Source organism: Arthrobacter caoxuetaonis (genome assembly GCF_023921125.1).
GTDB lineage: Bacteria > Actinomycetota > Actinomycetes > Actinomycetales > Micrococcaceae > Arthrobacter_B > Arthrobacter_B caoxuetaonis.
Map to the genome: position 1 here is coordinate 3,017,674 of NZ_CP099466.1, position 26,985 is coordinate 3,044,658.

General features: G+C 65.7%; 24 protein-coding genes and 1 tRNA gene. 16 read left to right on the plus strand and 9 right to left on the minus strand.

The window, feature by feature from the left end; genetic code table 11:
* Nucleotides 1-22: 22 nt before the first annotated feature.
* Entirely contained in the window at nt 23-445 is a 423-nt protein-coding gene (locus tag NF551_RS13940; RefSeq protein WP_227894069.1) for an organic hydroperoxide resistance protein, read from the minus strand.
* 110 nt (nt 446-555) lie between these two features.
* On the opposite strand from NF551_RS13940, the gene NF551_RS13945 reads away from it, so the two are divergent.
* The 3 genes from NF551_RS13945 (at nt 556) to aroQ (ending at nt 3,020) form a co-directional block, all read left to right on the plus strand.
* Nucleotides 556-1,146, plus strand: coding sequence for a TetR/AcrR family transcriptional regulator (locus NF551_RS13945; protein ID WP_227894068.1), 591 nt, complete (start codon nt 556-558; stop codon nt 1,144-1,146).
* Nucleotides 1,147-1,215: 69 nt separating this feature from the next.
* On the plus strand, nt 1,216-2,544 hold the full coding sequence (locus NF551_RS13950) for an MFS transporter (protein ID WP_227894067.1): 1,329 nt from the start codon (nt 1,216-1,218) through the stop codon (nt 2,542-2,544).
* Between the two features lie 8 nt (nt 2,545-2,552).
* A complete protein-coding gene (aroQ, locus tag NF551_RS13955; RefSeq protein WP_227894066.1) occupies nt 2,553-3,020 on the plus strand; it encodes a type II 3-dehydroquinate dehydratase in 468 nt (155 codons plus the stop codon).
* Between the two features lie 3 nt (nt 3,021-3,023).
* Here the strand turns inward: aroQ and NF551_RS13960 are convergent, their stop codons facing one another.
* On the minus strand, nt 3,024-4,205 hold the full coding sequence (locus NF551_RS13960) for a MarP family serine protease (RefSeq protein WP_227894065.1): 1,182 nt from the start codon (nt 4,203-4,205) through the stop codon (nt 3,024-3,026).
* A gap of 216 nt (nt 4,206-4,421) precedes the next feature.
* On the opposite strand from NF551_RS13960, the gene NF551_RS13965 reads away from it, so the two are divergent.
* On the plus strand, nt 4,422-5,099 hold the full coding sequence (locus tag NF551_RS13965; RefSeq protein ID WP_227894064.1) for a Crp/Fnr family transcriptional regulator: 678 nt from the start codon (nt 4,422-4,424) through the stop codon (nt 5,097-5,099).
* Between the two features lie 65 nt (nt 5,100-5,164).
* On the opposite strand, the gene NF551_RS13970 is transcribed toward NF551_RS13965, so the two are convergent.
* Genes NF551_RS13970 through sp36 form a run of 3 tightly spaced genes read right to left on the minus strand, consistent with a single transcriptional unit; the run spans nt 5,165 to nt 6,709 of the window.
* A complete protein-coding gene (locus NF551_RS13970) occupies nt 5,165-6,079 on the minus strand; it encodes an NUDIX hydrolase (protein ID WP_227894063.1) in 915 nt (304 codons plus the stop codon).
* Nucleotides 6,072-6,554 carry a RidA family protein gene (locus tag NF551_RS13975; protein WP_227894062.1) on the minus strand — a complete coding sequence of 161 codons (483 nt, stop codon included), beginning with the start codon at nt 6,552-6,554 and terminating at the stop codon, nt 6,072-6,074. The genes NF551_RS13970 and NF551_RS13975 overlap by 8 nt, the downstream gene beginning before the upstream one ends.
* On the minus strand, nt 6,554-6,709 hold the full coding sequence (sp36, locus tag NF551_RS13980; RefSeq protein WP_141653630.1) for a Sp36 family protein: 156 nt from the start codon (nt 6,707-6,709) through the stop codon (nt 6,554-6,556). The genes NF551_RS13975 and sp36 overlap by 1 nt, the downstream gene beginning before the upstream one ends.
* A gap of 37 nt (nt 6,710-6,746) precedes the next feature.
* On the opposite strand from sp36, the gene NF551_RS13985 reads away from it, so the two are divergent.
* The 6 genes from NF551_RS13985 to NF551_RS14010 all read left to right on the plus strand — a co-directional run bounded on the left by NF551_RS13985 (nt 6,747) and on the right by NF551_RS14010 (nt 14,700).
* The gene (locus NF551_RS13985) at nt 6,747-8,966 is read left to right on the plus strand and encodes a transglycosylase domain-containing protein (protein WP_227894061.1); all 2,220 of its coding nucleotides are present in this window, start codon (nt 6,747-6,749) and stop codon (nt 8,964-8,966) included.
* Nucleotides 8,963-9,919: a metallophosphoesterase gene (locus NF551_RS13990; protein ID WP_423723832.1), complete on the plus strand. Its 957-nt coding sequence runs from the start codon at nt 8,963-8,965 to the stop codon at nt 9,917-9,919. The genes NF551_RS13985 and NF551_RS13990 overlap by 4 nt, the downstream gene beginning before the upstream one ends.
* 138 nt (nt 9,920-10,057) lie before the next feature.
* Nucleotides 10,058-11,878 carry an ABC transporter ATP-binding protein gene (locus tag NF551_RS13995; protein ID WP_227894059.1) on the plus strand — a complete coding sequence of 607 codons (1,821 nt, stop codon included), beginning with the start codon at nt 10,058-10,060 and terminating at the stop codon, nt 11,876-11,878.
* Between the two features lie 11 nt (nt 11,879-11,889).
* Nucleotides 11,890-13,731 (plus strand): ABC transporter ATP-binding protein, encoded by a 1,842-nt coding sequence (locus NF551_RS14000; protein WP_227894567.1) that lies wholly within the window; start codon nt 11,890-11,892, stop codon nt 13,729-13,731.
* Nucleotides 13,732-13,834: 103 nt separating this feature from the next.
* Nucleotides 13,835-13,911 (plus strand) — tRNA-Pro (locus NF551_RS14005).
* Between the two features lie 147 nt (nt 13,912-14,058).
* Nucleotides 14,059-14,700, plus strand: coding sequence for a dihydrofolate reductase family protein (locus tag NF551_RS14010; protein WP_227894058.1), 642 nt, complete (start codon nt 14,059-14,061; stop codon nt 14,698-14,700).
* 22 nt (nt 14,701-14,722) lie between these two features.
* Here NF551_RS14010 and NF551_RS14015 read toward each other — a convergent pair whose 3' ends face one another.
* Both NF551_RS14015 and purD read right to left on the minus strand, forming a co-directional pair.
* Entirely contained in the window at nt 14,723-15,616 is an 894-nt protein-coding gene (locus NF551_RS14015; RefSeq protein ID WP_227894057.1) for a phosphoribosylaminoimidazolesuccinocarboxamide synthase, read from the minus strand.
* Nucleotides 15,613-16,923, minus strand: coding sequence for a phosphoribosylamine--glycine ligase (gene purD / locus NF551_RS14020; protein WP_227894056.1), 1,311 nt, complete (start codon nt 16,921-16,923; stop codon nt 15,613-15,615). Before purD ends, NF551_RS14015 begins: the two co-directional genes overlap by 4 nt.
* 125 nt (nt 16,924-17,048) lie before the next feature.
* Between purD and NF551_RS14025 the strand changes: the two genes are divergently transcribed.
* From NF551_RS14025 to purM, 5 genes are read left to right on the plus strand one after another with little or no spacing between them, the layout of a single operon-like run.
* Nucleotides 17,049-18,053, plus strand: a complete 1,005-nt coding sequence (locus tag NF551_RS14025; protein ID WP_227894055.1) for an asparaginase — start codon at nt 17,049-17,051, stop codon at nt 18,051-18,053.
* 2 nt (nt 18,054-18,055) lie between these two features.
* A complete protein-coding gene (locus NF551_RS14030) occupies nt 18,056-18,436 on the plus strand; it encodes a sterol carrier family protein (RefSeq protein WP_227894054.1) in 381 nt (126 codons plus the stop codon).
* A 25-nt stretch (nt 18,437-18,461) separates the two neighbouring features.
* Nucleotides 18,462-18,782, plus strand: coding sequence for a hypothetical protein (locus NF551_RS14035; RefSeq protein WP_227894053.1), 321 nt, complete (start codon nt 18,462-18,464; stop codon nt 18,780-18,782).
* Between the two features lie 51 nt (nt 18,783-18,833).
* Entirely contained in the window at nt 18,834-20,387 is a 1,554-nt protein-coding gene (gene purF / locus NF551_RS14040) for an amidophosphoribosyltransferase (RefSeq protein ID WP_227894566.1), read from the plus strand.
* On the plus strand, nt 20,384-21,499 hold the full coding sequence (gene purM, locus NF551_RS14045) for a phosphoribosylformylglycinamidine cyclo-ligase (protein WP_227894052.1): 1,116 nt from the start codon (nt 20,384-20,386) through the stop codon (nt 21,497-21,499). Before purF ends, purM begins: the two co-directional genes overlap by 4 nt.
* Before the next feature lie 221 nt (nt 21,500-21,720).
* Here purM and NF551_RS14050 read toward each other — a convergent pair whose 3' ends face one another.
* On the minus strand, nt 21,721-21,954 hold the full coding sequence (locus NF551_RS14050; RefSeq protein ID WP_227894051.1) for a DUF3073 domain-containing protein: 234 nt from the start codon (nt 21,952-21,954) through the stop codon (nt 21,721-21,723).
* 274 nt (nt 21,955-22,228) lie between these two features.
* On the opposite strand from NF551_RS14050, the gene NF551_RS14055 reads away from it, so the two are divergent.
* Entirely contained in the window at nt 22,229-24,253 is a 2,025-nt protein-coding gene (locus NF551_RS14055; protein WP_227894050.1) for a septum formation family protein, read from the plus strand.
* 100 nt (nt 24,254-24,353) lie between these two features.
* Here NF551_RS14055 and clpB read toward each other — a convergent pair whose 3' ends face one another.
* Entirely contained in the window at nt 24,354-26,981 is a 2,628-nt protein-coding gene (gene clpB, locus NF551_RS14060; protein WP_227894049.1) for an ATP-dependent chaperone ClpB, read from the minus strand.
* Nucleotides 26,982-26,985: the final 4 nt, after the last annotated feature.

A 26,985-nucleotide genomic window follows, 5' to 3' on the forward strand; every position in this document is an offset into this window, starting at 1 on the left:
TATCTCGGTGAGTTTGGAAGGACTAGCCGACGACGGCGTCCACTTCCACGTCGATGTTGCCGCGGGTGGCGTTGGAGTACGGGCAGACCTGGTGTGCTTCCTGGGCAAGCTTGTCAGCCGTTGGCTGGTCCACACCGGACATTTCCACGTGGAGGGCCACGGCGAGCTGGAAGCCGCCCTCTTCCCTGGGGTTGATGCTGACCTCGGCGGTGACCGCACTGTCGCTGATCTCGGCCTTCGCCTGGCGGGCCACCATCTTCAGTGCCGAGTGGAAACAGGCCGCGTAGCCCACGGCGAAGAGCTGCTCCGGGTTGGTTGCCCCGCCGGCGCCGCCCATTTCCTGCGGAACAGCGAGATCCACCGCCAGCAGGCCATCGCTCGTCCGGGCTTCGCCGTTCCGGCCGTCACCGGTGGCGGTTGCAACTGCGGTGTAGAGGGCACTCATGGGAACTCCTTGGGGGTAGGAAACGTCTTCGTGAACAGCGGGACTTTGCCTCGCCGTCCAAGTAGACTAACTAGTAAGTCTACTAAACGCCATCCCCAGGAGCCCCCGCTATGGCACCCACTCCCCCTGCAGGCACTCCCCCGGTCCGGGACCGCATCCTGGCAGCTGCCGGCGAACTGTTCTACGCCGAGGGCATCCGGGCGGTCAGCGCCGACAAGATCATCGCCGCGGCGTCCACCACCAAGGTCACCTTCTACCGCTACTTCCCAACCAAGGACGATCTGGTTGCCGGGTACCTGGACGCCCAGTCGGACCGGATCCGCGAGGCCGCCGCCCGGCTTCCGGCAGATCCCTGCCAGGCACTTGCTGCCCTTGCGGACGCCATGGGCACGGAAGCATGCCGCCCGGGCTTTCGGGGGTGCCCGTTCATCAACGCTGCCGCCGAGTATCCTGCTGCGGACCACCCGGTGCGTGCTGCCGTGGAGCGCCACCGCAACTGGTTCCACGGCCTCGTGGCTGACCTGGCCGCACGGTTGGGCGCCGAGGACCCGCAGCAGGCGGCAGACCAGCTGGTCATGCTCCGGGACGGGGCCATGGTGCACGGCTATGTCTCCGATCCCACGGGGGTCGGCCCCAGCCTGCTGCAGGCCGGACGCGCGGTCCTGCAGCTGCACCTTCCAGCCGGCACCGCACTCCGCTGACCGGCCCTGAATGAGCCACCCCGCGGGCCGGTTGGCAAAACACCGGAACACCTAGCACAATCAGCACTTGTGTCTACTTCCCCCACAGCAGTGAACCCTGCCCAACGCGCCCGCATGGCCCGCAAGGTTGCCGGCGCTTCGTTCGTCGGAACCGCACTGGAGTCCTATGACTTCTACGTCTTTGGTACCGCAGCGGCCCTGATCCTGAACCGGGTGTTCTTCCCGGACGTGGACCCGGTGACCGGCACCCTGCTCGCGTTCCTTTCCCTGGGCATGGGGTTCGTGGCCCGGCCGCTGGGCGCAATCCTCTTCGGACACATCGGTGACCGGGTGGGGCGGAAGAAGTCGCTCATCTACACCATCGTGCTGATGGGACTGGCAACCGGCGTGATCGGGCTGCTGCCCGATTACAACGCCATCGGCATCTGGGCGCCGGTGCTGCTGGTGCTGCTGCGCCTGCTGCAGGGCCTGGCAGTGGGCGGGGAATGGGGCGGAGCGGTCCTTATCGCCAGCGAACACGCAGAACCCAAGAAGCGGGCGCTGTTCGCTGCGATCCCCCAGATCGGCTCTCCGGTCGGGACCATCATGGTCACGGCCACCTTCCTGCTCCTGGCCCAGGTCTCCCCCGAGGCTATGGAAGCCGGGGTCTGGCGGATCCCGTTCCTGCTGGCCTTCCCCTTCATGGCGGTGGCCCTGTACATGCGCCTGGCGATTGACGAAACTCCGGTCTTCAAGGACGTCGCCGAGCACAAGGAAGTGGCACGGGTCCCCCTGCTCGACGTGCTGCGCACCCAGCCCGCCGCCGTCGGCATTGCCATGGCCGCAGCCCTGCTGGGTATTGGCTCCTACTTCCTGATGACCACCTACACGCAGGCCTACGGCATTTCCGAACTGGGACTCTCCCAATCAACGGTCCTGAACGCAGCGCTGGTCGGCTCGGTGCTGCAGCTCGCCACGATTCCGGCGTTCGGCTACCTCGCCACCAAGATCGGTTCGGCGAAAGTGGTCGCTGCCGGCGCAGCCGCGACACTGCTGATTTCCTTCCCGCTGTACTACCTGATCAGCATCGCCAACCAGCCGGTCTACATCCTCACGATCCTGATCGGCGGAATCGCCCCGACCGCGGCCTGGGCTGCGCTCGGCGGCTTGATGGCGGATCTGTTCCCGGCCCGCACGGGCTTTACCGCCATGTCGATCGCCTACAGCTTCGCAGGGATCCTGGCCGGCTTCACTCCCGCGGTCACACAGGTCTTCTCCGACGCGACCGGAGCCGCGTGGTGGCACCCGGGTGCGGTGTTGGCGCTGATGTCGCTGGTGACCATCGCCGGTGCGCTGGGCGCCGGGCGCATGATCAAGGCGAGGTCACAGACTGAACCGGCCGCGGCCGTTGCGGCATAGTTGAGTCCATGACTACACCGACTCGCAACCTGCTGGTCCTGAACGGACCGAACCTGAACCTGCTCGGCACCCGCGAACCGGCGGTGTACGGCAGGCACACACTCGACGACGTCGAGGCCACCGCCATGTCCGCGGCCGAAGCCCACGGCTGGACTGCAGACTGCATCCAGTCCAACCACGAGGGCGACCTGATCGACGCGATCCACGGAGCGCCGGGGCTGGCTGACGCGATCATCATCAACCCGGCTGCTTACAGCCACACGTCCGTGGCCCTGCGCGACGCGCTCTCCGGCGTCGGCCTTCCGGTGGTGGAAGTACACCTGAGCAACATCCACAAGCGCGAAGAGTTCCGCCACCATTCCTTCGTCTCAGCCGTCGCCGAGGTCGTGATCTGCGGAGCGGGAATCCATGGCTACCGGATGGCAGTTGATTACCTCGCCGCCACACTGGACCCGCAGGGCGGGCAATCCCAGTAGCGGCTATTCGCTGATGCACTCCCCTGCCGAGACGGAGCTGCGGTAGCTTGACGCGGCTTCGGCGATCGGCCCGAGCTCGGCAAGTGAGAGTGCATACCCGATCGGCTGGTCGCCGGTGGTCTTCGCGAAGATCACTCCGGCCACCCGTCCGTCAATGTCCAGCAGCGGCCCCCCGGAGTTGCCCTGCTGCACATTGGCGGCAAGCGTGTAGACCTCCAGGACCTCGGGCGAGGTGCCGTAGATGCTGCGGACCGAAACGTCACCGAGGTTCTGGACCGTGGCCGGCTGCAGCCGGAAGGGGCCGCCCGCGGGATACCCGGCGAACGCCACCGTCGTCCCGTCCGCCAGCCGTTCTCCCAGCGCGATCGGTTCGGCATCCAGGTTGTCAACGGCAATCACGGCGAGGTCCCGCGCCGGGTCAAAGTGCACCACGCGTCCCGGCAGAACTCCTCCGCCCGGCACCTGGACCACGGGTTCCCTGACCCCGGCGACGACGTGCGCGTTGGTGATGACGCGGTCATCAGCGACCACGAAGCCGGAACCGGTCTGGTTCTGGCCGCACTGGAAGGCCGTTCCGGTGATCTTCAGGACGGAGGCAGACGACGCCGTCAGGGCCTCGGAGCTAATCCCTTCGGTGGGCACTTCAACGGCTTCCGGCACCGCGCTGTCCAGTATCCGCGGCAGCCCCTCATCAATCGTGAAGGAGCGGATCTGGGCGGCCCAGGTCTTCACCGGATCCGGGGTTGCCGAATCGATCGCTGCCAGGACCCGCGAGGCAGCAATCTGCTGCGAGAGGAAGGGCATGCCCAGGGTTGCGATGCTGAAGGCCAGCATCGACATCACCACCGCGGCGACGACCACGTTCAGCGCCCCACCGAGAATACGGTCCAGGGCACGCAGCGGTGCGAAGTTGAACCAGCGGCGGACTCCGGCGCCCAGGGCAGCACCTGCGGCGTGGCCCACGAGGACCAGGATGACGGCGGTGGCGATCACAGCGACCAGACGCCACGTCTCGTCGGGAACCCATCCGGAGACCAGCGGGATCGCAAAGAAGGCAGCTATGGCACCGGCCACGAAGCCCACGATGCCGCCGAGACTGACCGCAAGACCGTTGCGCAGGCCCGCCAGGAGGTAGAAAAAGAGCGCCAGCAGCAGGATGATGTCCAGAACGGTGAGTCCGAGCACAAAGAGCTCCAATAAGATGTAAGTACACGTGCGGCTGCCAGGTAGCCCTTAGCATCCCGAGTCTAGCGGGCTGTACCGGCGTTTGAACGGCGGTGTTGCCCGGGCCACAACCGGCGGCCGTTTTATCATCCGAGCGCGAACAAGGCTATTACAGCTGTCACATGGCTCTCCTGTGCGGCAAGATAATAGAAGCGACAACTATTTACAGGAGATTTCATGGATATCGAGGTATTGCGCCGCGCGCCTTTGTTCGCCTCACTGGGAGACGACGTCTTCGCCGCATTGACTGCCGAGCTCACCGAGGTCGACCTGTCCCGCGGAGCGTCTGTTTTCCGCGAAGGCGACCAGGGCGACCAGCTGTATTTCATCGTGTCCGGAAAGATCAAGCTGGGGCGTTCCGCGCCCGACGGCCGGGAAAACCTGCTGGCCATTCTTGGCCCTGGTGAACTCTTCGGCGAGATGGCCCTTTTTGATCCCAGCCCTCGCACCGCAACTGCGACGGCTGTGTCCGAAACCCGCCTCGCCGGGCTGCGCCACGACAACCTGCGGGCACTGATCGAGACCCGTCCCGAGGTCTCGGTACAGCTGCTTCAGGCCTTGGCCCGCCGGCTGCGCCGGACCAACGAATCCCTGGCTGACCTGGTCTTCTCGGACGTACCGGGCCGTGTTGCCAAGGCACTGCTGGACCTTGCCGACCGCTTCGGCCGGCCGGCAACAGACGGCATTCTCGTGGCCCACGAGCTGACCCAGGAAGAGCTGGCCCAGCTCGTCGGTGCCTCACGCGAAACCGTGAACAAGGCCCTCGCGGAATTCGTCCAGCGCGGCTGGCTCCGGCTCGAAGCCCGCGCTGTCGTCATCCTGGACGTACAGCGGCTGCGCCAGCGCTCCCGCTAGGACCGCGGTAAAAAGGCACTGTTCCCGCGAGGGAACAGTGCCTTTTTTCGTGCGTCAGGTCCGAATCAGCGGCCGCGCTGCCCCGCACCCTCCGCTGCATCGTTGCCGGACACGCGCAGCAGGTAGGCGCCGTCGTCGTCCTTCACCAGTTCGGGCTGGTGCACAGTGTTCGGCCGGCGGTGCGCCAGATAGGCAATACAGCCCTTGGCCTTGGCCAGTTTCTCGAGCATCAGCTGCACTGACGGGACGGTGAGCTGCTCAAGGGTCAGGCCCACTGTGTCCGGCTGGCCCACCTCGTCGCCCAGCGCCGTCGTCTGCCGGCGTTCGAATTCGTGCACCGCGATGCACCATTTGCCCCAGATCCCCCTGCCCTGCAGCAGCGAGGACTCCTGCCCCAGCGGCTGGACGGCCGCAAAGTAATACGTGTCAAAGCGGCGCAGAGCGAAGTCGGCGGTTTTCCAGTGGGACAGCGGACGGAGCAGGTCTGTGCGGAGTCCCAGCCCCCGGCGCGCAAGAAGTGCCGGGAACGATTTCTCTCCGGAGGCTATGCCTTCCCGTGCTTCCATCCATTCCGGTCCGCGGTTGCTTTCCAGCAGGGTGGAGGCATCCGGCCCGGCCAGCAGGATCCCGGTCTCTTCGAAGAGTTCCCGGATCGCGGCCACCACATGGCGCATGGCCTGCTGGTGGTCGTCCATCCCCAGCGCCTTGGCCCACTCCGATGGCGTGGGACCGAACCAGGGCACCTGGTCGCCGTCTGTTTCCTCCAGGCTTCCGCCGGGAAAGGCAATCTTTCCCAGCGGTGACTCGCCCCGGCGGTACCGCAGGAAAACCTCCGCGCCTTCCCGGGAATCGCGCAGGAGGAGTACTGACGACGCGGCGCGCGGCTTGCGGGGCGTGCCCTCGCCGCGCTCAAACCAGCTTTCCGCTGCCGCCTGCTGTGCGGGCGGCAGCGGAAAAAGACGGTTGGTAAAGCTAGGCAAATTCCGCGATCACTTCCACTTCCACCGGGGAATCCAGCGGAAGGACGGCGACGCCGACGGCGGAGCGGGCATGGCTGCCGGCCTCACCGAAGACCTGGCCGAGCAGTTCGGAGGCACCGTTGATGACCCCCGGCTGTCCGGTAAAGGAGGGATCCGACGCCACGAAGCCGACCACTTTCACAATCCTGGTCACACGGTCCAGGTCGCCGATCTGCGCCTTGATCGCGGCCAGCGCATTGACGGCACAGCGGGCCGCATACGCCTTGGCGTCCTCGGCGGAGACCTCTGCCCCGACCTTGCCCACGGCCGGCAGCCCCCCGTCAACAAATGGAAGCTGCCCCGAGGTGTACACGTGGTTGCCGGTCACGACCGCCGGAACGTAGGCAGCCACGGGTGCAGCTACGCCGGGAAGCTCCAGGCCCAGTTCCGCCAGCCGCTGCTCGACGGCGGATACGGCCTCGGGGCCGGCACTCACTAGGCCTTCTCCCGTTTCATGTAGGCCACGGATCCGGTGCCGTTCGGTGCGGGGGTGATCTGCACCAGCTCCCACCCTTCTTCACCGTGCATGTTCAGCACGGCGCCGGGGGTGTGCAAAGGCAGCGGTGTAATGAAGTATTCCCATTTGCTCATGATCCAAAGACTAGCGCGTGCTTGTAGACTGATCGGCATGGCAGCTAGCAAATCTCCTTTTTTTGACACGGCTACCACGCTGGGCAAGATCGTCGCCTTTTTTGGTGTGAGCGCTTTGTGCGGCGTCCTCGCCGCCGGCCTGCTGGTTCCGGCCGCTGCTGCCGCAGGAACCGCCGCTTCCGGGTCCATCCAGTTCTTCGACCAGCTCCCTTCGGAACTGCAGCGCGGAGCCCTGGCCGAACCGTCCAGCATCTACGCCAGCGACGGTTCACTGATTGCCACGCTGTACGAGGAGAACCGCCAGCCCGTCACGCTGGACCAGATTTCCCCCAACATGATCGACGCCATGCTCGCGATCGAGGACGACCGCTATTACGAGCACGGCGGCGTCGACCTCCAGGGCATCTTCAGCGCCGTTGTCTCCAACGTGACGTCCGACCGGACCCGCGGCGCATCGACCATCACGCAGCAGTACGTGAACAACGTGATCATCGACACCAACCTGCAGGAAGGCGGGGAGGTTGTCTTCAGCGGCCAGAAGACCATTGGGGACAAGCTGCGCGAGGTCAAGCTGGCAATTGCCGTGGAAAAGGAACTCAGCAAGGACGAAATCCTTGAGGGCTACTTCAACATCGTGCCGTTCAGTGGGAAAACTTTCGGCGTGCAGGCAGCTTCCAAGTACTTCTTCAACGTCGAGGCGAAGGACCTGAGCATCGCCCAGGCCGCCCTGCTTGCCGGCGTCGTCAACGGCCCCACCTACTACAGCCCGGAGCTGAATCCGGAGCGTTCGCTGGCCCGCCGCAACCTGGTGCTGGACGCCATGCTGGACAAGGGCCGCATTACCCAGGAGGAACACGACGCCGCCGTCGCCACTCCCATGGAACTGAACCTGACCCCGGTTCCCAACAACTGTGTGGGCGCGGTGCAGGCACCGTACTTCTGCGACTACATCGAGCACCTGGTCCTCAACGACCCGGCCTACGGAGCCGAGCGGGAGGACCGGGAAAAGCTGCTCTACCGCGGCGGCCTGAGCATCACCACCACGCTTAACCCCACGCTCCAAAACGCGGCCCAGGCTGCCATCAACGAAACCGCGAACCCGGACACCACCGATGCTGAAATCGGCCACTCCATGGTCAGCGTGGAGCCCGGCACCGGCAAGATCCTGGTCATGGCGCAGAACACCCGCTACACCCCGGAACTCGCGCCTGGAAACTCAGTGCAGAACTTCAACGTGGACGTCTACCAGGACGGCGACCCCACCAAGTACCTCAACGGCCTGGGCGGTTTCCAGCCCGGATCAACGTACAAACCGTTCACCGTGGCGGCCTGGCTGGACTCCGGCAAGACGCTCAATGCCACCCTGAACGGCAACAAGCGCACGTACCCGGCCGGCACACGCTGGAACGCCAGCTGCTATGGCGGTGCCTATGTCAGCACCGAGCCCTGGACCCCAATCAACTACGGCGACACCAACTACCGCACCACCACCGTGCTTGAGGGACTGGCCCAGTCCTTCAACACCATCACCCTGGCCGAAGCCCGTGAGCTGGACCTGTGCAAGTTCCAGGAAATGGCCTTCGCGGCGGGCGTGCACAACGGCAAGGGCGCAGACGGGGAACGCGAGATGCTTTCCGTCGACCCGCCGTCCACGTTCGGCGGCGGCGGAGACGCTTCCCCGCTGTCCATGGCCACCGGGTTCGCGACGTTCGCTGCCGAGGGCCTGATGTGTGAGCCCCGTGCCCTGGTTTCGGTCAAGACCAGCGACGGCGAAGAACTGCCGGTTCCCGAGCAGAGCTGCAGCCAGGTCATGCGCAAGGAAGTTGCCCAGGGCGTGAATATGGCTACCCAGCGGGTAATGACAGCCGGTTCCGGCATCAACCTCCAGGTCGGGGTTCCGATTGCAGGAAAGACCGGTACCAACGACTTCCGTTCGCAAACCTGGTTCATGGGTTACAGCACCGGCCTCTCCACTGCTTCCTGGATCGGCAACTGGAAGGCCAACAACACCTCCATGTCGGACAAGCTGATTGGCGGGCGGATCTACCCCGAGATTGATGGTTCGCTCATCGCCGGTCCGTCCTGGAAGAACTTCATCCAGCGGGTGCCCGGCCAGTACGGCGCCAACCCGTTTGCCAACCCGCCCGCAAACGTCGTTGGGCAGGCCCCCGCGCCGCCGCGCCCCAGCGCTCCTGCCCCGAACCGGGACAACCGCGGGAACAACGGCAACAACGGCAACAACCAGAACAACGACTGACCTTGGCTGCGACAACACATTCCGTCCTGAAAACCGCGGCCTGGGCAGCCGGCAGCGCTGCCGCAGCCGGCGCAGGTGCCTTCGCCTACGGATCACTCATCGAGCGCAATCTTTTTGGCATCCGCACCGAGGAGGTCGCTGTGCTGCCTCCGGGCAGCCAGCCGATGCGTGTCCTGCATCTCTCCGACATCCACTACGTACCGGGGCAGGCGCGCAAGACCCGCTGGCTGCAGTCGCTGGCGGACCTTGAGCCGGACCTCGTGGTCAACACCGGGGACAACCTCAGTCATCTCGAAGCGGTCCCGCCGCTGCTGGAGGCGCTGAAACCGCTGCTGCGGTTCCCGGGTGTGTTTGTGCCGGGCTCGAATGACTACTACGCGCCGGTGCTGAAGAACCCGTTTACCTACTTCACGTCGCCGTCCAAGCTGCGGAAGAACCCGGCCAAGCTGCCGTTCGGAGAAATGTTCTCCGCGTTTGGCAACGCCGGCTGGGTGGGCCTGGCCAACCGGAACCAGTCCCTGGTCCTGAACGGCATGCGGCTGGACTTCTCCGGCGTCGATGATCCGCACCTGAAGAGGGACCGCTACGCGGGTTTCCCGGCCGGCAGTTCGACGTCGGACTCCGCCCGCCACCTGCGCATAGGCGTCGCCCACGCCCCGTACCAGCGGGTCCTGGACTACTTCACCGACGGCGGAGCGCAGCTCATCCTGGCCGGGCACACCCACGGCGGCCAGGTCTGCATTCCGGGCTACGGCGCATTGGTCAGCAACTGCGACCTGCCGACCTGGCGGGCCAAGGGGCTGACCGACTGGGAGCACCGCGGCCGCACGGTCCCGCTGAACGTCTCTGCCGGAATCGGCACGTCCCGGTTCGCCCCGGTGCGGTTCGCCTGCCGCCCGGAAGCAGTCCTGCTCACCCTCACCCCCGCCGAGAGGCCAGTTACGGCTCCTTAGAGCCTTGAAACCAGCCGTAACTGGCCTCTCGGCGGAAAGTAGCCGGCGCCGTCGTACCGAAGGGCTGCCGTGGCCTACGATTGAGCGGTATCCGGTCCGCTGCCCCGGCGCGGACCACTGCGAGCTCGAAGAGGATTAATGCCCCGGCAGACAACGTTGCTCCAATCGCTGGGCCGTCTGTACCCGCATGTCAGGCCAATCCTTCCGCGTTTGTTCCTGGGGTTCCTCTGCGCACTGGGCGCCAGCGTCGTCGCCCTGGCAATCCCGCAGGTGCTGCGGGTGCTGGTGAACTCCTACCTGGAACCCGGGGGCTCGGTGCCTGCCCTGTGGTGGGCAACGGGAATCGTGCTGCTGCTCGGGTCGCTTGAGGCTGTTTTCCTGGCCCTCCGCCGCCAGTTCGCGATCGCACCGTCAACGACTGTGGAGACCAGCCTTCGGACATCCTTCTACCGGCACCTGCAGGATCTCTCCATTGCCTTCCACGACCGCTGGGGCTCCGGCCAGCTGCTTTCGCGGGCCATGAGCGACCTGAACCTGATCCGCCGCTGGATGGCGTTCGGTGCCATGATGCTCATCGTCACGGCCCTGACCGTCGTCATCGGCGTCACCATCATGTTCTTCACCGCCTGGCAGCTGGCCATCGTGTTCCTGGCCGCGGCCGTTCCGATCATCATTTACGGCTTCCGCTTCCGCCGGTTCTACGGACGCGTCTCGCGGCAGAGCCAGGACCAGGCGGGAGACCTGGCCACCACCGTGGAAGAGTCAGTCCACGGCATCCGGGTGCTGAAAGCGTTCGGCCGCAGCTCCGAAGCGCTCGATGCCTTCGAGGAACAGGCCGAAGGGCTCCGCCAGACCGAGGTCTACAAGGCCAACTCCCTGGCCAAGTTCTCCCTGGTGGTGACGCTGCTTCCGGAGGCGGCGCTGGCCGTCTCCCTGGTGCTGGGGATCCTGCTGGTCGACGCCGGGCTGGTCAGCATCGGCGCCCTGGTCGCGTTCTTTGCCACTGCCGCCGTGATCGCCGGACCGGTGGAGTCCATGGGCCCGCTGCTCTCCATGACCCTGACCGCCAAAACAGCGATCGACCGGCACTTCGAGGTCATGGACGCCAAACGCACCATTACGGATCCTGAGCAGCCCTGCCGCCCGGCCGAAGTCCACGGGCAGCTTTCGTTCGATGACGTGCACTTCGCTTATCCGGATGCGTCCCCGGAGCGGCCGGATGTGCTCGACGGCGTCAGCCTGGACCTTCGCGCCGGTGAAACCATGGCTTTGGTCGGCATCACCGGCAGCGGAAAGTCCACCCTGCTGCAGCTGGTCCCGCGGCTCTACGACGTCACGGCGGGCAGCATCCGGATCGACGGCACCGATGTGCGGGATTACCGGCTGGAAGACCTCCGGTCCATCGTGGCCGTTGCCTTCGAGGACACCACGCTGTTCTCCAGCTCGGTGCGGGACAACGTGCTCCTGGGAGCGGATCCTGCCAGCGATGCCGAGGCGGACCTCCTGCTCCGCGAGGCACTGGAAGTGGCACAGGCCCAGTTCGTGTACTCGCTCCCCCAGGGTGCTGACACCCTGATCGGCGAGGAAGGACTGAGCCTTTCCGGCGGACAGCGCCAGCGCGTGGCACTGGCGCGGGCGATCGCTGCCCGGCCGGGCCTCCTGATCATGGATGACCCGCTCTCCGCTTTGGACGTCCGCACCGAAGAACTCGTCGAGCACCGCCTCCGTGAGGTCCTGGCCGACACCACGACCCTGGTGGTGGCGCACCGCCCGTCGACGGTCTCGCTGGCCGACCGCGTGGCGCTGATGGAAAACGGCCGCATCTCCGCTGTGGGCACCCACGCCGAGCTGCTGGCCGGCAACGAACATTACCGGCATGTCATCGCGAGCCTTCCTGCGGAACCGCAGGACCTGGACAGCCAACTGGAAACCGAAGACGAAGACGGGGTGGTCCTGTGAGCCGGTTCAGCATCCGCCGGGGCGCTGCCTCCGTTCCGGCTGAGAGCCGTGTTCCTTCCGGCACCGCCGGGGAGGACAACGTCAATCTTGACCGTTCCGAAAACCAGGCCGTCCGACGCCGTTCCCTGACACTGCTGGGGTCCCTGCTGAAGCCCAACCGGGGCCGGTTCATCCTCACTATCGCCCTGGTGGTCATCTCCCAGGCCGCCCGGGTAGCCGGCCCGGCGATTATTGCCTTCGGAATCGACCATGCCCTGCCGGCGCTGCAGGCGGGCAACTCCCTCCCGCTCCTGGCATCCGGCGGAACATACCTGCTCGCCGCAGTGCTGGCCGCCGCCCTGACTGCGGGTTATGTGCGCTCAACGGCTCAGCTGAGCCAGGCCATGCTGCTGGACCTGCGCCTGCGCGTTTTCCGGCACACCCAGCGCCTCAGCCTGGAATTCCACGAACGCTACACCTCCGGGCGGATCATTTCGCGCCAGACGTCCGATCTGGAGGCGCTGCGCGAACTGCTCGACTCGGGCATCAGCTCGCTCGCCTCCGGAGCCATGTACATGGTGTTCGTCGCGGTGAGTATCTTCGCCCTGGACTGGCGCACCGGCGTGCTGCTGTGTGTTGCCTTCGTGCCCATGTACCTGCTCACGCGCTGGTACCAGAAGCGTTCCCAGATCGCCTACCGCGCCTCCCGGGTCACGTCAGCCAGGCTCATCGTGCATTTCATCGAGACGATGACGGGCATCCGCGCCGTGAAGGCTTTCCGGCGGGAGAAGGTCAACGCGCAGAAGAACGACGAGCTGGCCGAGGATTACCGGAAGGCCACGCTGCGCTCGATCAACCTCAACGGGGTGTTCCAGCCGGGCCTGATGTTCATTGGGAACGCCACCGTGTCACTGGTGCTGCTGGTGGGCGGCTTCCGGGTGCTCGACGGCGGACTGGAGGTGGGCGCACTGCTGGCACTGCTGCTGTACGCCAAGCGCTTCTTCCAGCCCGTGGACCAGATGGCAATGTTCTACAACTCGTTCCAGTCCGCCTCGGCCGCGCTGGAGAAGGTCTCAGGACTGCTGGAGGAAGTTCCCACGGTGCGTCCGCCCACAAACCCGGTGGAACTCAAGGACGCGAAGGGAGACATCAGGTTCGACGGCGTGGAGTTCCGGTACGGTGACGGCCCGCTGATCCTGCCGCGGATGGACCTGCACATTCCCGCCGGACAGACGGTGGCCCTGGTCGGCCAGACCGGTGCCGGCAAATCGACCCTTGCCAAGCTGATAGCCCGCTTCTACGACCCGTCGTCCGGGACCGTGCTGCTCGACGGGGTGGATCTGCGGGACCTCACTCAGCGGGACCTGCGCCGCGCCGTCGTCATGGTGACGCAGGAAGCGTTCCTGTTCAGCGGCACGGTGGCTGAGAACATTGCCCTGGGCAAACCGGGCGCCTCGCAGCAGGACATCGAGGCCGCTGCCCGGGCCGTGGGGGCGCATGAGTTCATCGCATCCCTTCCGGAGGGGTACAACACAGACGTGAACAAGCGCGGCGGCCGGGTCTCGGCAGGCCAGCGGCAGCTGATCAGCTTCGCCCGCGCTTTCCTGGCCGATCCGGCGGTGCTCATCCTGGACGAAGCGACGTCCTCGCTGGACATTCCGAGCGAACGGCTGGTGCAGCAGGGCTTGAAGTCCCTGCTGGGCAACCGGACCGCGCTGATCATCGCGCACCGGCTCTCCACCGTCGAGATTGCTGACCGGGTGCTGGTGATGGACTCCGGGGAAGTCGTCGAAGACGGCACGCCTGCGGAGCTGACCAGCGGCACCGGGCGTTTCGCTGCGCTCAATGAGGCGTGGCAGGACTCCCTCGTCTGAGTCTTCGGCCCGGACCGACGCCAATTTCGCGCTCCCGGCCCCTGTCGAGTACACTTGTAAAGTTGCTTCGCCGGGAGGGAAACCTTCGGCCAGGCAGTGGTTACGGGGTGTGGCGCAGCTTGGTAGCGCGCGTCGTTCGGGACGACGAGGTCGCAGGTTCAAATCCTGTCACCCCGACCAAATCGAAGAAGGGTCCATCATTTTTGATGGGCCCTTTTTGCTGCCCTGCTGGGGCTCAGTCCCCATCGGGCTAACGGACCCTTTGACGGAGGAAACGCCGCGGGTAAGCTCGGGTTCACTTTCTGCCTAGCCGCCCAGGAGGTTCCAATGGCTGTTCGTGTTGACCTGAACATTTCCCTCGACGGATACGCCACCACTACGGACCAGACCCCCGAATATCCCTTCGGCCAGGACTGGGGGCGGCTGGTCGGCCCGTACGTGGCCACCCGGACCTTCCGGGAGCGCGTGCTGCACGAGACCGGCGGTGAAGGGACCACCGGCGTGGACGATAAGTACGCCGAGGCCTACTTTGACCGGATCGGTGCGGAAATCATGGGGGCCGGGATGTTCGGCCTGCACAACTTTCCCGACGATCCGGACTGGCAGGGCTGGTGGGGAGACGAGCCTCCGTTCCGGGTCCCGGTCTACGTCCTGACGCATACGCCGCGCCCACCGCTGGAAATGGCCAACGGGACCCGCTTCGAGTTCATCACCGCTTCCCCCGAGGAGGCTCTGGAAAAGGCACTGGACGTTGCCGGCGACAGGGACATTCGGGTGGGCGGGGGTCCCACGGTGGTCAGGTCGTTCCTGGAAGCGGGACTGGTCGATCAGCTGCACGTTGGCATCACCCCCATCCTGCTGGGCCGCGGCATCAACCTGTGGGAAGGCCTCCGCGGCCTGGAAGACGCCTACGACGTGATTGCGGAAACAGCGGAAAGCGGAGTCGTGCACCTGACCTTCCGGGGCTGAGCCCCCGGAAGGTCAGGACGGCTTAGGCGAACGCTTTTCCGGTCAGCCGCTCGTAGGCCTCCACGTAGCGGGCGCGGGTGCGCTCGATGACGTCGGCCGGCAGGGCGGGCGGAGGCATATCGGAGGCCTTGTCCCAGCCGGATTCGGCGGAGGTCAGCCAGTCCCGGACGTACTGCTTGTCGAAGGACGGCTGGGGCTTCCCCGGCTCGTAAAGGGATGCGTCCCAGAAGCGCGAGGAGTCCGGGGTCAGCACCTCATCGCCCAGTGTCACCAGTCCCGTGGACGGATCCAGGCCGAACTCAACCTTGGTGTCGGCCAGGATAATTCCGCGTTCCCGGGCAATGGCCTCTGCAGCTGTGTAGATCGACAGGGTCAGGTCCCGGATTGTCGCTGCGGTTTCCGCGCCAACAGCGGTGACGACGGCGTCGTAGTTAATGTTTTCGTCATGCTCGCCCACTTCGGCCTTTGCAGACGGCGTAAAGATCGCGGGCTCCAGCCGCGACCCGTCCACCAGGCCCTCCGGCAGCGGCACATCGCACACGGTCTGCGACTGGCGGTACTCAGCCAGGCCGGAACCGGTTAGGTAGCCGCGGGCAATGGCCTCAACCGGGTACATCGCCAGCTTCTTGCAGATCATCGCCCGGCCGGCTACCTCGGCCGGCACGCCTTCATCGGCGGAAATCACATGGTTGGGGATGTCGCCCAGCTGGTCGAACCACCACAGACTCAGCTGCGTCAGGATGCGCCCCTTGTCCGGAATCGTGCTGGCCAGGACATGGTCGTAGGCGCTGATCCGGTCGCTGGCTACCACCAGCACACGGTCTTCGGCGGCATCTGGGCCCGCGGGAACGTAGAGGTCGCGGACCTTGCCCGAATAGATGTGCTTCCAGCCCTGCAGCTGCGGAGCGGCGCTCACAGGAGGCCCTTTTCGTTGTCGACGCCGGCGCTTCCGGCAGGAACCACGATTTCGCTGCGGGAAGCCTTCAGCGCAATGTCAGTGCGGTGCTGCGAGCCTTCCAGGCCGATCTCGGCCACACCGGCGTAGGCGAGGTCGCGGGCCTGGGCCAGGTCCTCCCCCAGCGCGACGACGGCCAGGACGCGTCCGCCGGCGCTGACAATCTCGTTCGCCTCGAGCGACGTTCCGGCGTGCAGTACGTGGACGCCGTCGATCGCCTCCGCTTCAACCAGACCGAGGATCGGGTCGCCGGTGCGCGGGGCATCGGGATAGTTTTCCGAGGCGACGACGACGGCGACTGCCGTGCGGGGATCCCACTTCAGCTGTTCCATGGCGTCCAGTTCGCCCTTCGCCGCTGCCAGCAGCAGGCCGCCGAGCGGGGTCTTCAGCCGGGCCAGCACGGCCTGTGTTTCCGGATCGCCGAAGCGTGCGTTGAACTCGATGACCCGCATGCCGCGGGAGGTGAGCGCCAGTCCGCAGTACAGGACGCCGACAAAGGGCGTGCCCCGGGCTGCCATTTCGTCCACGGTGGGCTGGGCAACGCGGGCAATGACATCGTCCACGAGGTTGGCCGGGGCCCATTCCAGGGGAGAGTAGGCTCCCATGCCGCCGGTGTTGGGGCCTTCGTCGTTGTCGAAGATCCGCTTGAAGTCCTGGGCCGGCGCCAGCGGAACCACGTGCCGACCGTCGGAAAGGACAAAAAGGGAAACTTCCGGGCCGTCGAGATATTCCTCGATCACCACCGTGCCGCCGGCTTCGAAGCAGGCAGCGGCGTGGGCCAGGGCTTCGCCGCGGTCGGAGGTCACAACCACTCCCTTGCCCGCAGCCAGCCCGTCGTCCTTCACGACGTACGGAGCGCCGAAGGTGTCCAGGGCGTCGGCTGCTTCGTCGGCGTTCGCCGCGACGCGCGCCATCGCCGTGGGAACGTTCGCAGCCGCCATCACCTGCTTTGCGAAAGCTTTTGAGGCCTCCAGCTGTGCCGCCTCTTTGGAAGGACCAAACACGGGGATCCCTGCCTCACGCACCGCGTCCGAGACTCCCGCGGCAAGCGGCGCCTCAGGACCCACGACGACGAGGTCGGCTCCGAGCCGCACGGCCAGTTCCGTGACGGCTGCGGGGTCACTGGCGTTGAGGGAATGGACCGGAACGATCTGGGCGATTCCGGCGTTCCCGGGGGCCGCGTGGACCTCGGAAACATAGGGATCGGCCAGCAGGGAACGGACAATGGCATGTTCGCGGCCACCGGGGCCAACAACGAGAACCTTCACAAGACTTCAGCCTACTTGCCCGGGCGCGCGCCCTGAAAGCCGCTACGCGTGCATGACGGCATAAACCCGCCCGCCGCGGTTCCCGGCGTCCCCGCTGTATCAGGCAGTATCCGTAGACTGGCCTTATGCCTGCCACTTTCACTGCTGCCGACGCCGTTGAACTCGCTGTCCTGGAGCGCAACGGCTTCATCGAATCCCGTCATGCGGGGTCCGCCGTCGTCCTCTCCTCGGACGGATCCGTGGTGACTGCACTCGGCGATATCACCACCCCCGTGTTTCCACGCTCTTCGCTCAAGCCCTTCCAGGCCGTCGCTGCCATGCAGGCGGGTGTTCCGCTGCGCGGCGCGCAGGTGGCCCTCGCCGCTGCCAGCCACATAGGCGCGAAGGAACACACCGACGTCGTGCAAGGCATGCTCGAGGCAGCCGGGGTCACCGAGGACGATCTGCAGTGCCCCGCTGACTGGCCGCAGGACGAACAGGCCCGCATCGAACTGATCCGCTCCGGCAAGGGAAAACAGCGGATCTCGTTCAACTGTTCCGGCAAGCATGCAGCGTTCCTGTGGGCCTGCACTGAAAACGGCTGGGACACCTCCACCTACCTGGACCCGGCGCATCCGCTGCAGCAGGGCATTGCCCGGGTTATCGAAGACTTCTGTGAAGAGAAACCGGCCCACTGGGCGGTCGACGGCTGCGGCGCTCCGCTCGCGGCCCTCTCCCTGACCGGGCTCGCCCGCGGAATCGGCAAGCTCGCCAAGGCCCCCTCGGACAAGCACGGAGACGCGCGGGCGGCGACTGTTGCCACCGCCATGCTGGATTACCCGTGGGCCGTCCATGGCGTGGGCCGGGAGAACTCCGTCGTCATGGAGGACCTCGGAATCGTTGCGAAGTCCGGCGCTGAGGGAGTCCTCGTGCTGGGAACAGACACCGGTGTCTCGGTCGCGCTGAAAATGCTTGACGGCAACGGGCGTGCTGCCACCCTCGTGGGCCTGACCCTGCTCGCCGCCAGCGGTGCCATCGACCCGGAGGGTGTCTTCAAGGTGCTGGCCAAAGTCGTGCCTCCGGTACTCGGCGGCGGCGAGCCCGTAGGCAGCCTGCGCCTGGCCGCTCCCGTCACCGCGCTGCTGGACTAGTCATGGCGCGGCGCAGGATTTCATCTGCCGACGGCGGAGCTGCCCTTGCCGCTGCCGCGGCAGGCGCGGCGGACCGCCAGACGACGGCGGCTGCCGTACGGTATGCCCTCGAGGAACTGGCCGAGCGGGTACCGGGCAACAGCGTGGAGGTACGGGTACCTCCGTTTGGCGTCACCCAGTGCATTCCCGGCCCGCGGCATACCCGCGGAACCCCGCCCAACGTGGTGGAAACCGACGCTGCTACCTGGCTCGCACTGGTGACGGGCACGCTTTCCTGGGCAGACGCCGTCGCCGCGGGAAAAGTCTCGGCCTCCGGCCTGCGGGCAGACCTTGCGGACTGCCTCCCGCTGTTTCCGGGGATCCCCGGCGACGGGAACTCCTAACCTCTACTGCCGGTAGAATTCCCGTATGACTTCCGAGCAGCACAGCCCCGAGCGGCGCGAGATCACCATCCGGCGCGCTCCCCGTTTTGTCCCCTTCATGGCCCTGGGTGTGGTGGTGGCGTTCGTGGTTGCCCTGGTCATGGCCTACACCGGCCCGGAGAACCCGCAGTACACCCGTGAAGCCGTCCTGGGTTTCTTCACCGTGATGCTGGCGCTTCCCGGCGTCGCCCTGGGCTGCGTTGCCGCCCTCATCCTGGACCGGATCAGCGTGCGGCGTTCCGAGCACGCCATCGTTGAAGCCGCCGACGACGATCCCGGCAGCACGGGTCCGTCACCACTGGCGTAACGCACCGCCGCGGAGGCTGATGCGGACCCCGATCGTGAGAGAATGAGTCCCATGGCACGCGGTGACGGAAAGCTTTCCCACGATCTCATGCCCGGCGAGAAAGGACCGCAGGATGCCTGCGGGGTTTTCGGCGTCTGGGCCCCCGGCGAAGAGGTAGCGAAGCTTACCTATTACGGGCTGTACGCTCTGCAGCACCGGGGGCAGGAGTCCGCCGGTATCGCAACGAGCGACGGCAACCGGATTAGCGTCTACAAGGACATGGGACTGGTTTCCCAGGTCTTTGACGAGACCACGCTGAACACCCTGCTCGGGCACATCGCCATCGGCCACTGCCGCTACTCCACCACCGGTGCTTCCCATTGGGCGAACGCGCAGCCCACCCTGGGGGCCACCGCTGCCGGCACCGTGGCACTGGCCCACAACGGCAACCTGACCAACTCCGCAGAGCTGTACGAGATGATTCTTGAACGCCAGGGACGTCCCCGCTCCGGCGAGATCGCCCAGGGCAACACCTCGGATACCGCCCTGGTCACGGCGCTGCTGAACGGCACGGACGGCCGCAGCCTCGAAGAAACGGCACTGGAGCTGCTGCCCAAACTGCGCGGCGCCTTCTCCTTTGTGTTCATGGACGAAGGAACCCTGTACGCCGCCCGCGATACGTACGGAGTCCGTCCCCTGGTCCTCGGCCGGCTGAACCGGGGCTGGGTTGTGGCTTCCGAAGGTTCCGCACTGGCCACCGTCGGTGCAAGCTTCATCCGCGAGATCAAGCCCGGCGAGTTCATTGCCATCGATGAGAACGGCATCCGTTCCCAGATGTTCGGCGAGCCGACGCCGGCAGGCTGCGTCTTCGAATACGTCTACCTCGCCCGCCCGGACGCTTCCATCAACGGGCGTTCGGTCTACGAATCCCGGGTCGAGATGGGCCGCCAGCTGGCCCGTGAAAACTCTGTCGAAGCAGACATCGTGATTCCCGTTCCGGAATCCGGAACACCCGCTGCAGTTGGCTATGCCGAGCAGTCCGGCATCCCCTTTGCCCACGGCTTCGTCAAGAACTCCTACGTGGGACGCACCTTCATCCAGCCGAGCCAGACCCTGCGCCAGCTCGGCATCAAGCTGAAGCTGAACGCCTTGGAATCCGTGATCCGCGGCAAGCGTGTGGTCGTCGTCGACGATTCGATTGTGCGCGGCAACACCCAGCGCGCGATCGTGCGGATGCTGCGCGAAGTCGGCGCCAAGGAAGTCCACGTCAAGATTTCTTCCCCTCCGGTCCAGTGGCCCTGCTTTTACGGCATCGACTTTGCTTCGCGAGCCGAGCTGATTGCCAACGGCGCCAAGGTCGAAGAAATCTGCACCTCGATCGGTGCTGATTCCCTGGCGTACATTTCCGAAGACGGCATGATCGGTGCTACCCAGCAGCCGCGCGAGAAACTGTGCACGGCCTGTTTCACCGGCCAGTACCCGATTGAGCTGCCCTCCGCTGACCGGCTGGGCAAGAACCTGCTGGAACCGCCCTCCGATGCGGACGGCTCCAACGGCTGCGATCCGGGCCCGGACAGTGAATTCGAGACCCTCCTGACCCCCACAGACAAGAAAGAATCAGTATGAGCGCGAGCGAAAACTCCATCACCTATGCCTCCGCAGGTGTGGACGTCGAAGCCGGTGACAAGGCCGTCGAACTGATGAAGGCGGCCGTGAAGGCCACCCATAACGAGAGCGTTCTCGGCGGGGTGGGCGGATTCGCCGGTCTCTATGACGTTTCCCGGCTCCTCACGTACAAGAAGCCGCTGCTCGCCACCTCCACCGACGGCGTCGGCACCAAGGTCGCCATCGCCCAGGCCCTGGACATCCATCACACCATCGGCTTCGACCTGGTCGGCATGGTGGTCGACGACATCGTAGTTGTTGGCGCCGAGCCCCTGTTCATGACCGATTACATTGCCTGCGGCAAAGTATTCCCGGAGCGCATCGCGGACATCGTCCGGGGCATTGCGGCAGCGTGCGAAGTTGCCGGCACCGCACTGGTGGGCGGCGAAACGGCCGAACACCCGGGCCTGCTGGGCGTCGATGAGTACGACGTCGCCGGCGCCGCCACCGGCGTCGTCGAAGCTGCCGACCTTCTGGGCCCCGAACGCGTTCGCAGCGGTGACGTGGTGATTGGCATGGCGTCCTCCGGTATCCACTCCAACGGCTACTCCCTGGTGCGCCGCGTCATCAACCACGCCGGCTGGCAGCTCGAACGCCAGATCCCTGAACTGGGCCGCACCCTCGGCGAGGAACTGCTGGAACCGACCCGCGTCTACGCGGCGGATTGCCTGGACCTGGCCCGCTACGCGCCTGCCGGCGTGCACGGCTTCAGCCATGTGACCGGCGGCGGTCTGGCCGCAAACCTGGCACGCGTGCTCCCGAAGGGACTCGAAGCCACCGTGGACCGCTCCACCTGGGAACTTCCGCCGGTGTTCAAGCTGGTCAGCGAGCTGGGCAACGTGCCCCTTCCGGACTTGGAACGCACACTCAACCTCGGCGTAGGCATGGTGGCCATCGTTGACGCTGCCGGTGCCGATGCTGCGCTGGCGCGGCTGGCTGAGCGCGGCGTCCCTGCGTGGACCATGGGAACCGTGGGCGAGGGCGGAGAGCCCGAGTCCGGCAACCCGGACTACGTCCAGGGCGCCAAGGGTGTCGACGGCGGCGCTGTCCGTCTGGTCGGCAACTACGCCTAGACCCCACAGGGCTTCCACTTCCCCACTTTCATCGAGATTGCAGAAACTGCCCGTATCAGCTTTGATACGGGCAGTTTCTGCAACCTCGATGGGGAGCGCACATCGGGGCCGACCGGATGCCTGCGGAATTTCCGCCTTTAACGCCCTTCAGCGGATCCACCGTCTGGTGATCCGCTGAAGGAAAGCAATTGGGCTTGTCGAAAACGAGTGGTTCGCTGCACCTAGCCGATGCGGCGGGAGCCCTCGTCGTCGTCTTCCTCGCCAAATTGATCTGCGTACTTATCCTCGTACGCCGAGTAATCCGGCTCGGCCGGCTCCTCGGGATATCGACTCGATGGACGGCTCGTTGGGCCCGACAGCTCTCGCTGCAGGGCCGAGTAATCCGTGGCAGGAGTGAAGTACTTCATCTCGCGTGCCTGCTTGGTTGCTTTTGCCTTTTGACGGCCGCGCCCCATGGCGTGACCCCCTTTTTGCGTCGATCCGGAGGTGGTCGCTCGGGCAGGAGAGCGAGGCCCCGGAATATTCGGTCAATTTGTCGTAACTACAGGTTACATGTTTTCCCGCTGCTGCGTGCCCCGGAGGAGCCGCAGACACAATCAACTTCCAAGTTTAGTCCGCGCATCGCTTCGGCGTGTACTGCGCTGCCACCTGCAAATTCGCTAAAGTCAGGGAGGAGACGACGTTGCGGGACCACGGAGCGGCCATGAACAGGGAGGGCACACGTTCACCATGAGCGATCAGAAGAGGACGCCAAGGCCGGGCCCGGCCCTGCCTGGAAAGTCCCCGCGGCCATCGCCGAACAGCAGCGCGGGCCCCAAAGGTTCCGGCGCCAAGCCCCCTGCCGCCAAGGCAGCACCGTCCATCCGGAGCAATCCCGCTACAAGGAGCATTCCAGTTATCAAGCCGCAGCAGCCGGTCGCCAACGGGCGTCCCGCACAGAACGATTCCGCCGCGTCAGGCACCGCGGCCACACCCGGAAAAAACGGGAAGACCGGGAAACCAGGGAAGACAGGCAGGCGGATTCCCCGTTCCAAGCGGCCGGCATCGTCCAAGGGCGCGGTAGCCAAGGGACTGCTCGGTTCAAAGGGCGGGCCCAAGCGCCCCCTGCGCACGGGGCCCGGAGCCAAGGACGCCTCAGGGCCGGCGGATGAGCCAACCCAGCCAGGGAACAATCCGGCCTCCAGCGACGCCGGCACAGGCGGCGATGCAGCTGAGGCAGAAGCTGGCACCGGTCCGGCGCAGGTTCTTCCGGACCTCGTTTCCCACACGGATGCCCCTGCGTGGCTGTCTTCGAACGGGTCCCGCGATGACGAGCTGTGGACGGGCATGTTCGAGGCACAGGTTCAGGACGCAGCACCGGTTGAACCGCAGATCGTTCCGGCCGACGAAGTGCAGCTCAGCGAGCCGTCCCTCGAAACCCCCTCCATCAGCTCGGACGCCGCAGAAGCCGCGTCCCTCCTCGAGACCGCTGCCGAGGTCCGTGCCGTCACCGAGGAAGCGATCGAGGCCGGCAGGCATGCCGGCATCTCGGAGGCGCCGCCGGAGGGGACCGAGATCGCCGTTGACGCCGGCGAGGGAATCACGGAACTTGAAACCTCCGCTGAACCGCCGACGGAAAATGTCGACGACGAACCCGTCAACGGGGACCCGGCAGACGGGGCTCCCGGCTCTCCGGCAGACGACGCCGACGCAGATGGCGACGTCGCCGCGGACGAAACAGCGGCCGCGGACCAGACAGAAGCTCCTGAAGCCGAAGCGGACGAAGCCGGCCTTGAGGGCGACGTCGCCGCGGATGAAACAGAAGCCGCGGACGAAACAGCGGCCGCAGACCAGACACAGGCCTCCGAAGCTGCTGATGCCGAAGAAGACACGGAGACCGACGCATCAGAAGCTTCCGAAGAGGACGCGGAGACCGAGGCAGCCAGCACCGATGCCGCAGATGATGAGGCAGGCGGAGACGGGACGGGAAAAAGCGACTCCGGCGACAAAAAACCCGGCAAGGACTCCGACCCGGCGAAAGCAGCTAAGACAGCCGGGAGCAAGGAATCGGCAGCGGAGCCGGAAATCGCTGCTGCCACCGTTAGCGCCGGAGGATCCGACGTATCCGCCCCGGTCACCGATTCGTTCGCCTCACTGTCCCTGACGAAGAAGGTTCCGGCCGAGAACCCTGCGGATACGGGTATCACCCACACCGTCACCCCGTCCGGCTCCAGCGCGGTACCCGGCGACTCGCGCCGTGCCCGCCGCACGCGTGAAGCCGAAGAGGCAGCAGCCAAGAACTCCGGAGCCAGTAAAACGACCCGGACACTGGTGCTGATCGGCTCCATCCTGATCGTTGTCCTGCTGGGTATCTGGCTGGCAACCGTCGTTGCGGACGGCAACCGGGAAGCGGGAGTCCTGCAGGATTCGGTTAAGCCGTTGGATCTCGAGGCAGGTGCCTGCCTCCAGGACTTCCAAAGCGTGAACGCCGAGGTCACCGTGGTTACGTGCGACACTCCCCATAATGCGCAGCTGGTGGCCAGCCAGACCTACCCGGACTCTGACGCTTTCCCCGGCACGGACGCACTGGCCGCAAAGGCGGAAGAAGTGTGTTCTTCCGTGGTCTACACCGATGCCGCGTCGAAGTACACGGATCTTGAGCTTAACCGGGCCGTGCCCACCCAGGGCTCCTGGGACTCCGGGGACCGCCGGGTGGACTGCTTCGTTGTCGCACCGGGCGAGGAGCTGACGGACTCGCTGATCGTCCAGCCGTAGCCGGGTTCGGCGGACGACGCCGGATCCCCTGAAACTAAGCCAAAGGAGGGCCGCCCGTCGGGCGGCCCTCCTTTGTGGGATTGATGCGGGTGCGCCCTGGCTACGCCACGGGAGCCGCTGATTCGACGCTGAGCCCTTGGTTTCCGAACTCTTCCTCGCCGAGCCCTTCTGGGCGATCCACCAGAACCGTGTCTCCATCCGAGATGCGGCCTGCGAGGATGCCCTTGGCCAGCTTGTCCCCGATCTCGCGCTGGACCAGGCGCCGCAGTGGCCGGGCACCGTAGGCCGGGTCGTAGCCGGTCAGTGCCAGCCATTCGCGGGCAGCGTCCGTGACGTCCAGGGTCAGGCGGCGGTCCCGCAGCCGGGTTGCGAGGGCACGCACCTGGATGTCCACGATCTTGGACAGTTCTTCAAGGGTCAGCGGGTCGAAGAGGATGACGTCGTCAAGGCGGTTCAGGAACTCCGGCTTGAAGTTGGCGTTGACCATGGACATGACCGATTCCCGCTTCTGTTCCTCGTTCAGTCCCGGGTCCACCAGGAACTGCGAGCCGAGGTTGGAGGTCAGGATCAGGATGACATTCCGGAAGTCCACCGTCCTGCCCTGCCCGTCCGTCAGCCGGCCGTCGTCGAGCACCTGCAACAGGATGTCGAAGACATCCGGGTGCGCCTTCTCCACTTCATCGAGCAGGATCACGGAGTACGGGCGCCGCCGCACGGCTTCGGTGAGCTGTCCGCCTTCTTCATAGCCGACGTACCCGGGAGGGGCTCCGACCAGGCGCGACACCGTGTGCTTCTCCGCGTACTCGCTCATGTCCATGCGGACCATTGCGCGTTCGTCGTCGAAAATGAACTCTGCCAGCGCCTTGGCCAGTTCGGTCTTGCCGACGCCGGTTGGGCCCAGGAAGAGGAAGGATCCGGTGGGACGGTCGGGGTCGCTGACACCGGCGCGGGAACGGCGGACAGCATCTGCCACCGCTGAGACCGCACGGCTCTGGCCAATCAGGCGGGAACCAATGACAGACTCCATGTCGAGCAGTTTTTGCGACTCACCCTGCAGCATGCGTCCGGCCGGGATTCCGGTCCACGCCGAGACAACTTCGGCAATGTCGTCGGCGGTGACTTCTTCGGAAACCATCAGTTCCCGGGCACCCTCGCCGAACTGGTCCTCCTCGGCTGCCTGCGCCGCGTCCAGCTCCTTCTGCATGGCCGGGATCTCGCCGTAGAGGATCCTCGATGCCTCGGTGAGGTCGCCGTCGCGCTGGGCCTTTTCGGCCAGCGAGCGCAGTTCGTCGATCCGCGCCTTGATGTCGCCGACGCGGTTCAGTCCGGCCTTTTCGGCTTCCCAGCGGGCATTAAGCGCCGCCAGCTGCTCCTTCTTGTTCGCCATGTCTTCGCGGAGGACTTCGAGGCGTTCGAGCGAAGCCTCGTCGGTTTCTCCGGAGATGGCAAGCTCCTCCATCGTGAGCCGGTCGACGGCGCGGCGCAGCTCATCGATTTCCTCCGGGGCGGAGTCGATCTCCATGCGCAGCCGGGACGCGGCCTCGTCGACCAGGTCAATGGCCTTGTCGGGAAGCTGCCTGCCGGTGATGTACCGGTTGGAAAGGGTCGCGGCGGCAACCAGGGCGGAGTCCGCTATGGCAACCTTATGGTGCGCTTCGTAGCGCTCCTTGAGGCCGCGCAGGATGCCGATGGTGTCCGGAACGCTGGGTTCGCCCACAAAGACCTGCTGGAACCGGCGTTCCAGCGCCGCATCCTTCTCGATGTTTTCCCGGTACTCGTTGAGGGTGGTGGCGCCGATCAGCCGCAGCTCCCCGCGGGCGAGCATGGGCTTGAGCATATTGCCGGCGTCCATCGATCCTTCGGCAGCGCCGGCACCGACCACGGTGTGCAGCTCGTCAATGAAGGTGACCACCTGCCCCTCGGAGTTGGCAATCTCCTCGAGGACGGCTTTGAAACGTTCCTCGAACTCGCCGCGGTACTTGGCACCGGCCACCATGGAGCCCAGGTCCAGGGACAGCAGGGTCTTGCCGCTGAGGCTTTCCGGGACGTCACCGGCGACGATGCGCTGGGCGAGGCCTTCGACGACGGCGGTCTTGCCGACACCCGGTTCGCCGATGAGGACGGGGTTGTTCTTGGTGCGCCTGCTCAGCACCTGGATCACCCGCCGGATTTCGGAATCGCGTCCGATGACGGGGTCCAGTTTGCCGGACCGTGCCAAAGCTGTGAGGTCGGTGCTGAACTTCTCCAGCGCCTGGAGGGTGTTCTCCGGATCGGCTGTTGTCACTTTTCGGTCTCCTCGCACAGATGGAAGGGCGCTGACGAGCGCGTCATGGCCGGCATTGTTGTCCCGCAGGGCTTTACCCGCCGGGCCGTTGTCCACGGCCAGGGCCAGCAGCAGATGTTCGGTGGAAACGTAGGCGTCCCCCAGCTGGGCAGCCTCCTGCTGGGCGGTGTTGATGGCCTGCAGCAGGGGACGCGAGAACTGCGGCTGCTGAACCGAGGACCCGGAGCTTGAGGGCAGTTCGTGGATGGCGGTGCTGGCCGCCGCGCTGACCGCGTCAGGGTTCGCACCGGCTGCCTTAAGCAGGGCCACTGCTACGCCCTGGCGTTGGTCCATCAGGGCTTTCAGCAAATGTGCGGGTTCAATTTGCGGATTACCGGCAGTAGTGGCATTCATGGCCGCGGCCTGAAGTGCCTCTTGGCTTTTGTTCGTGAACTTGGTATCCACGGCG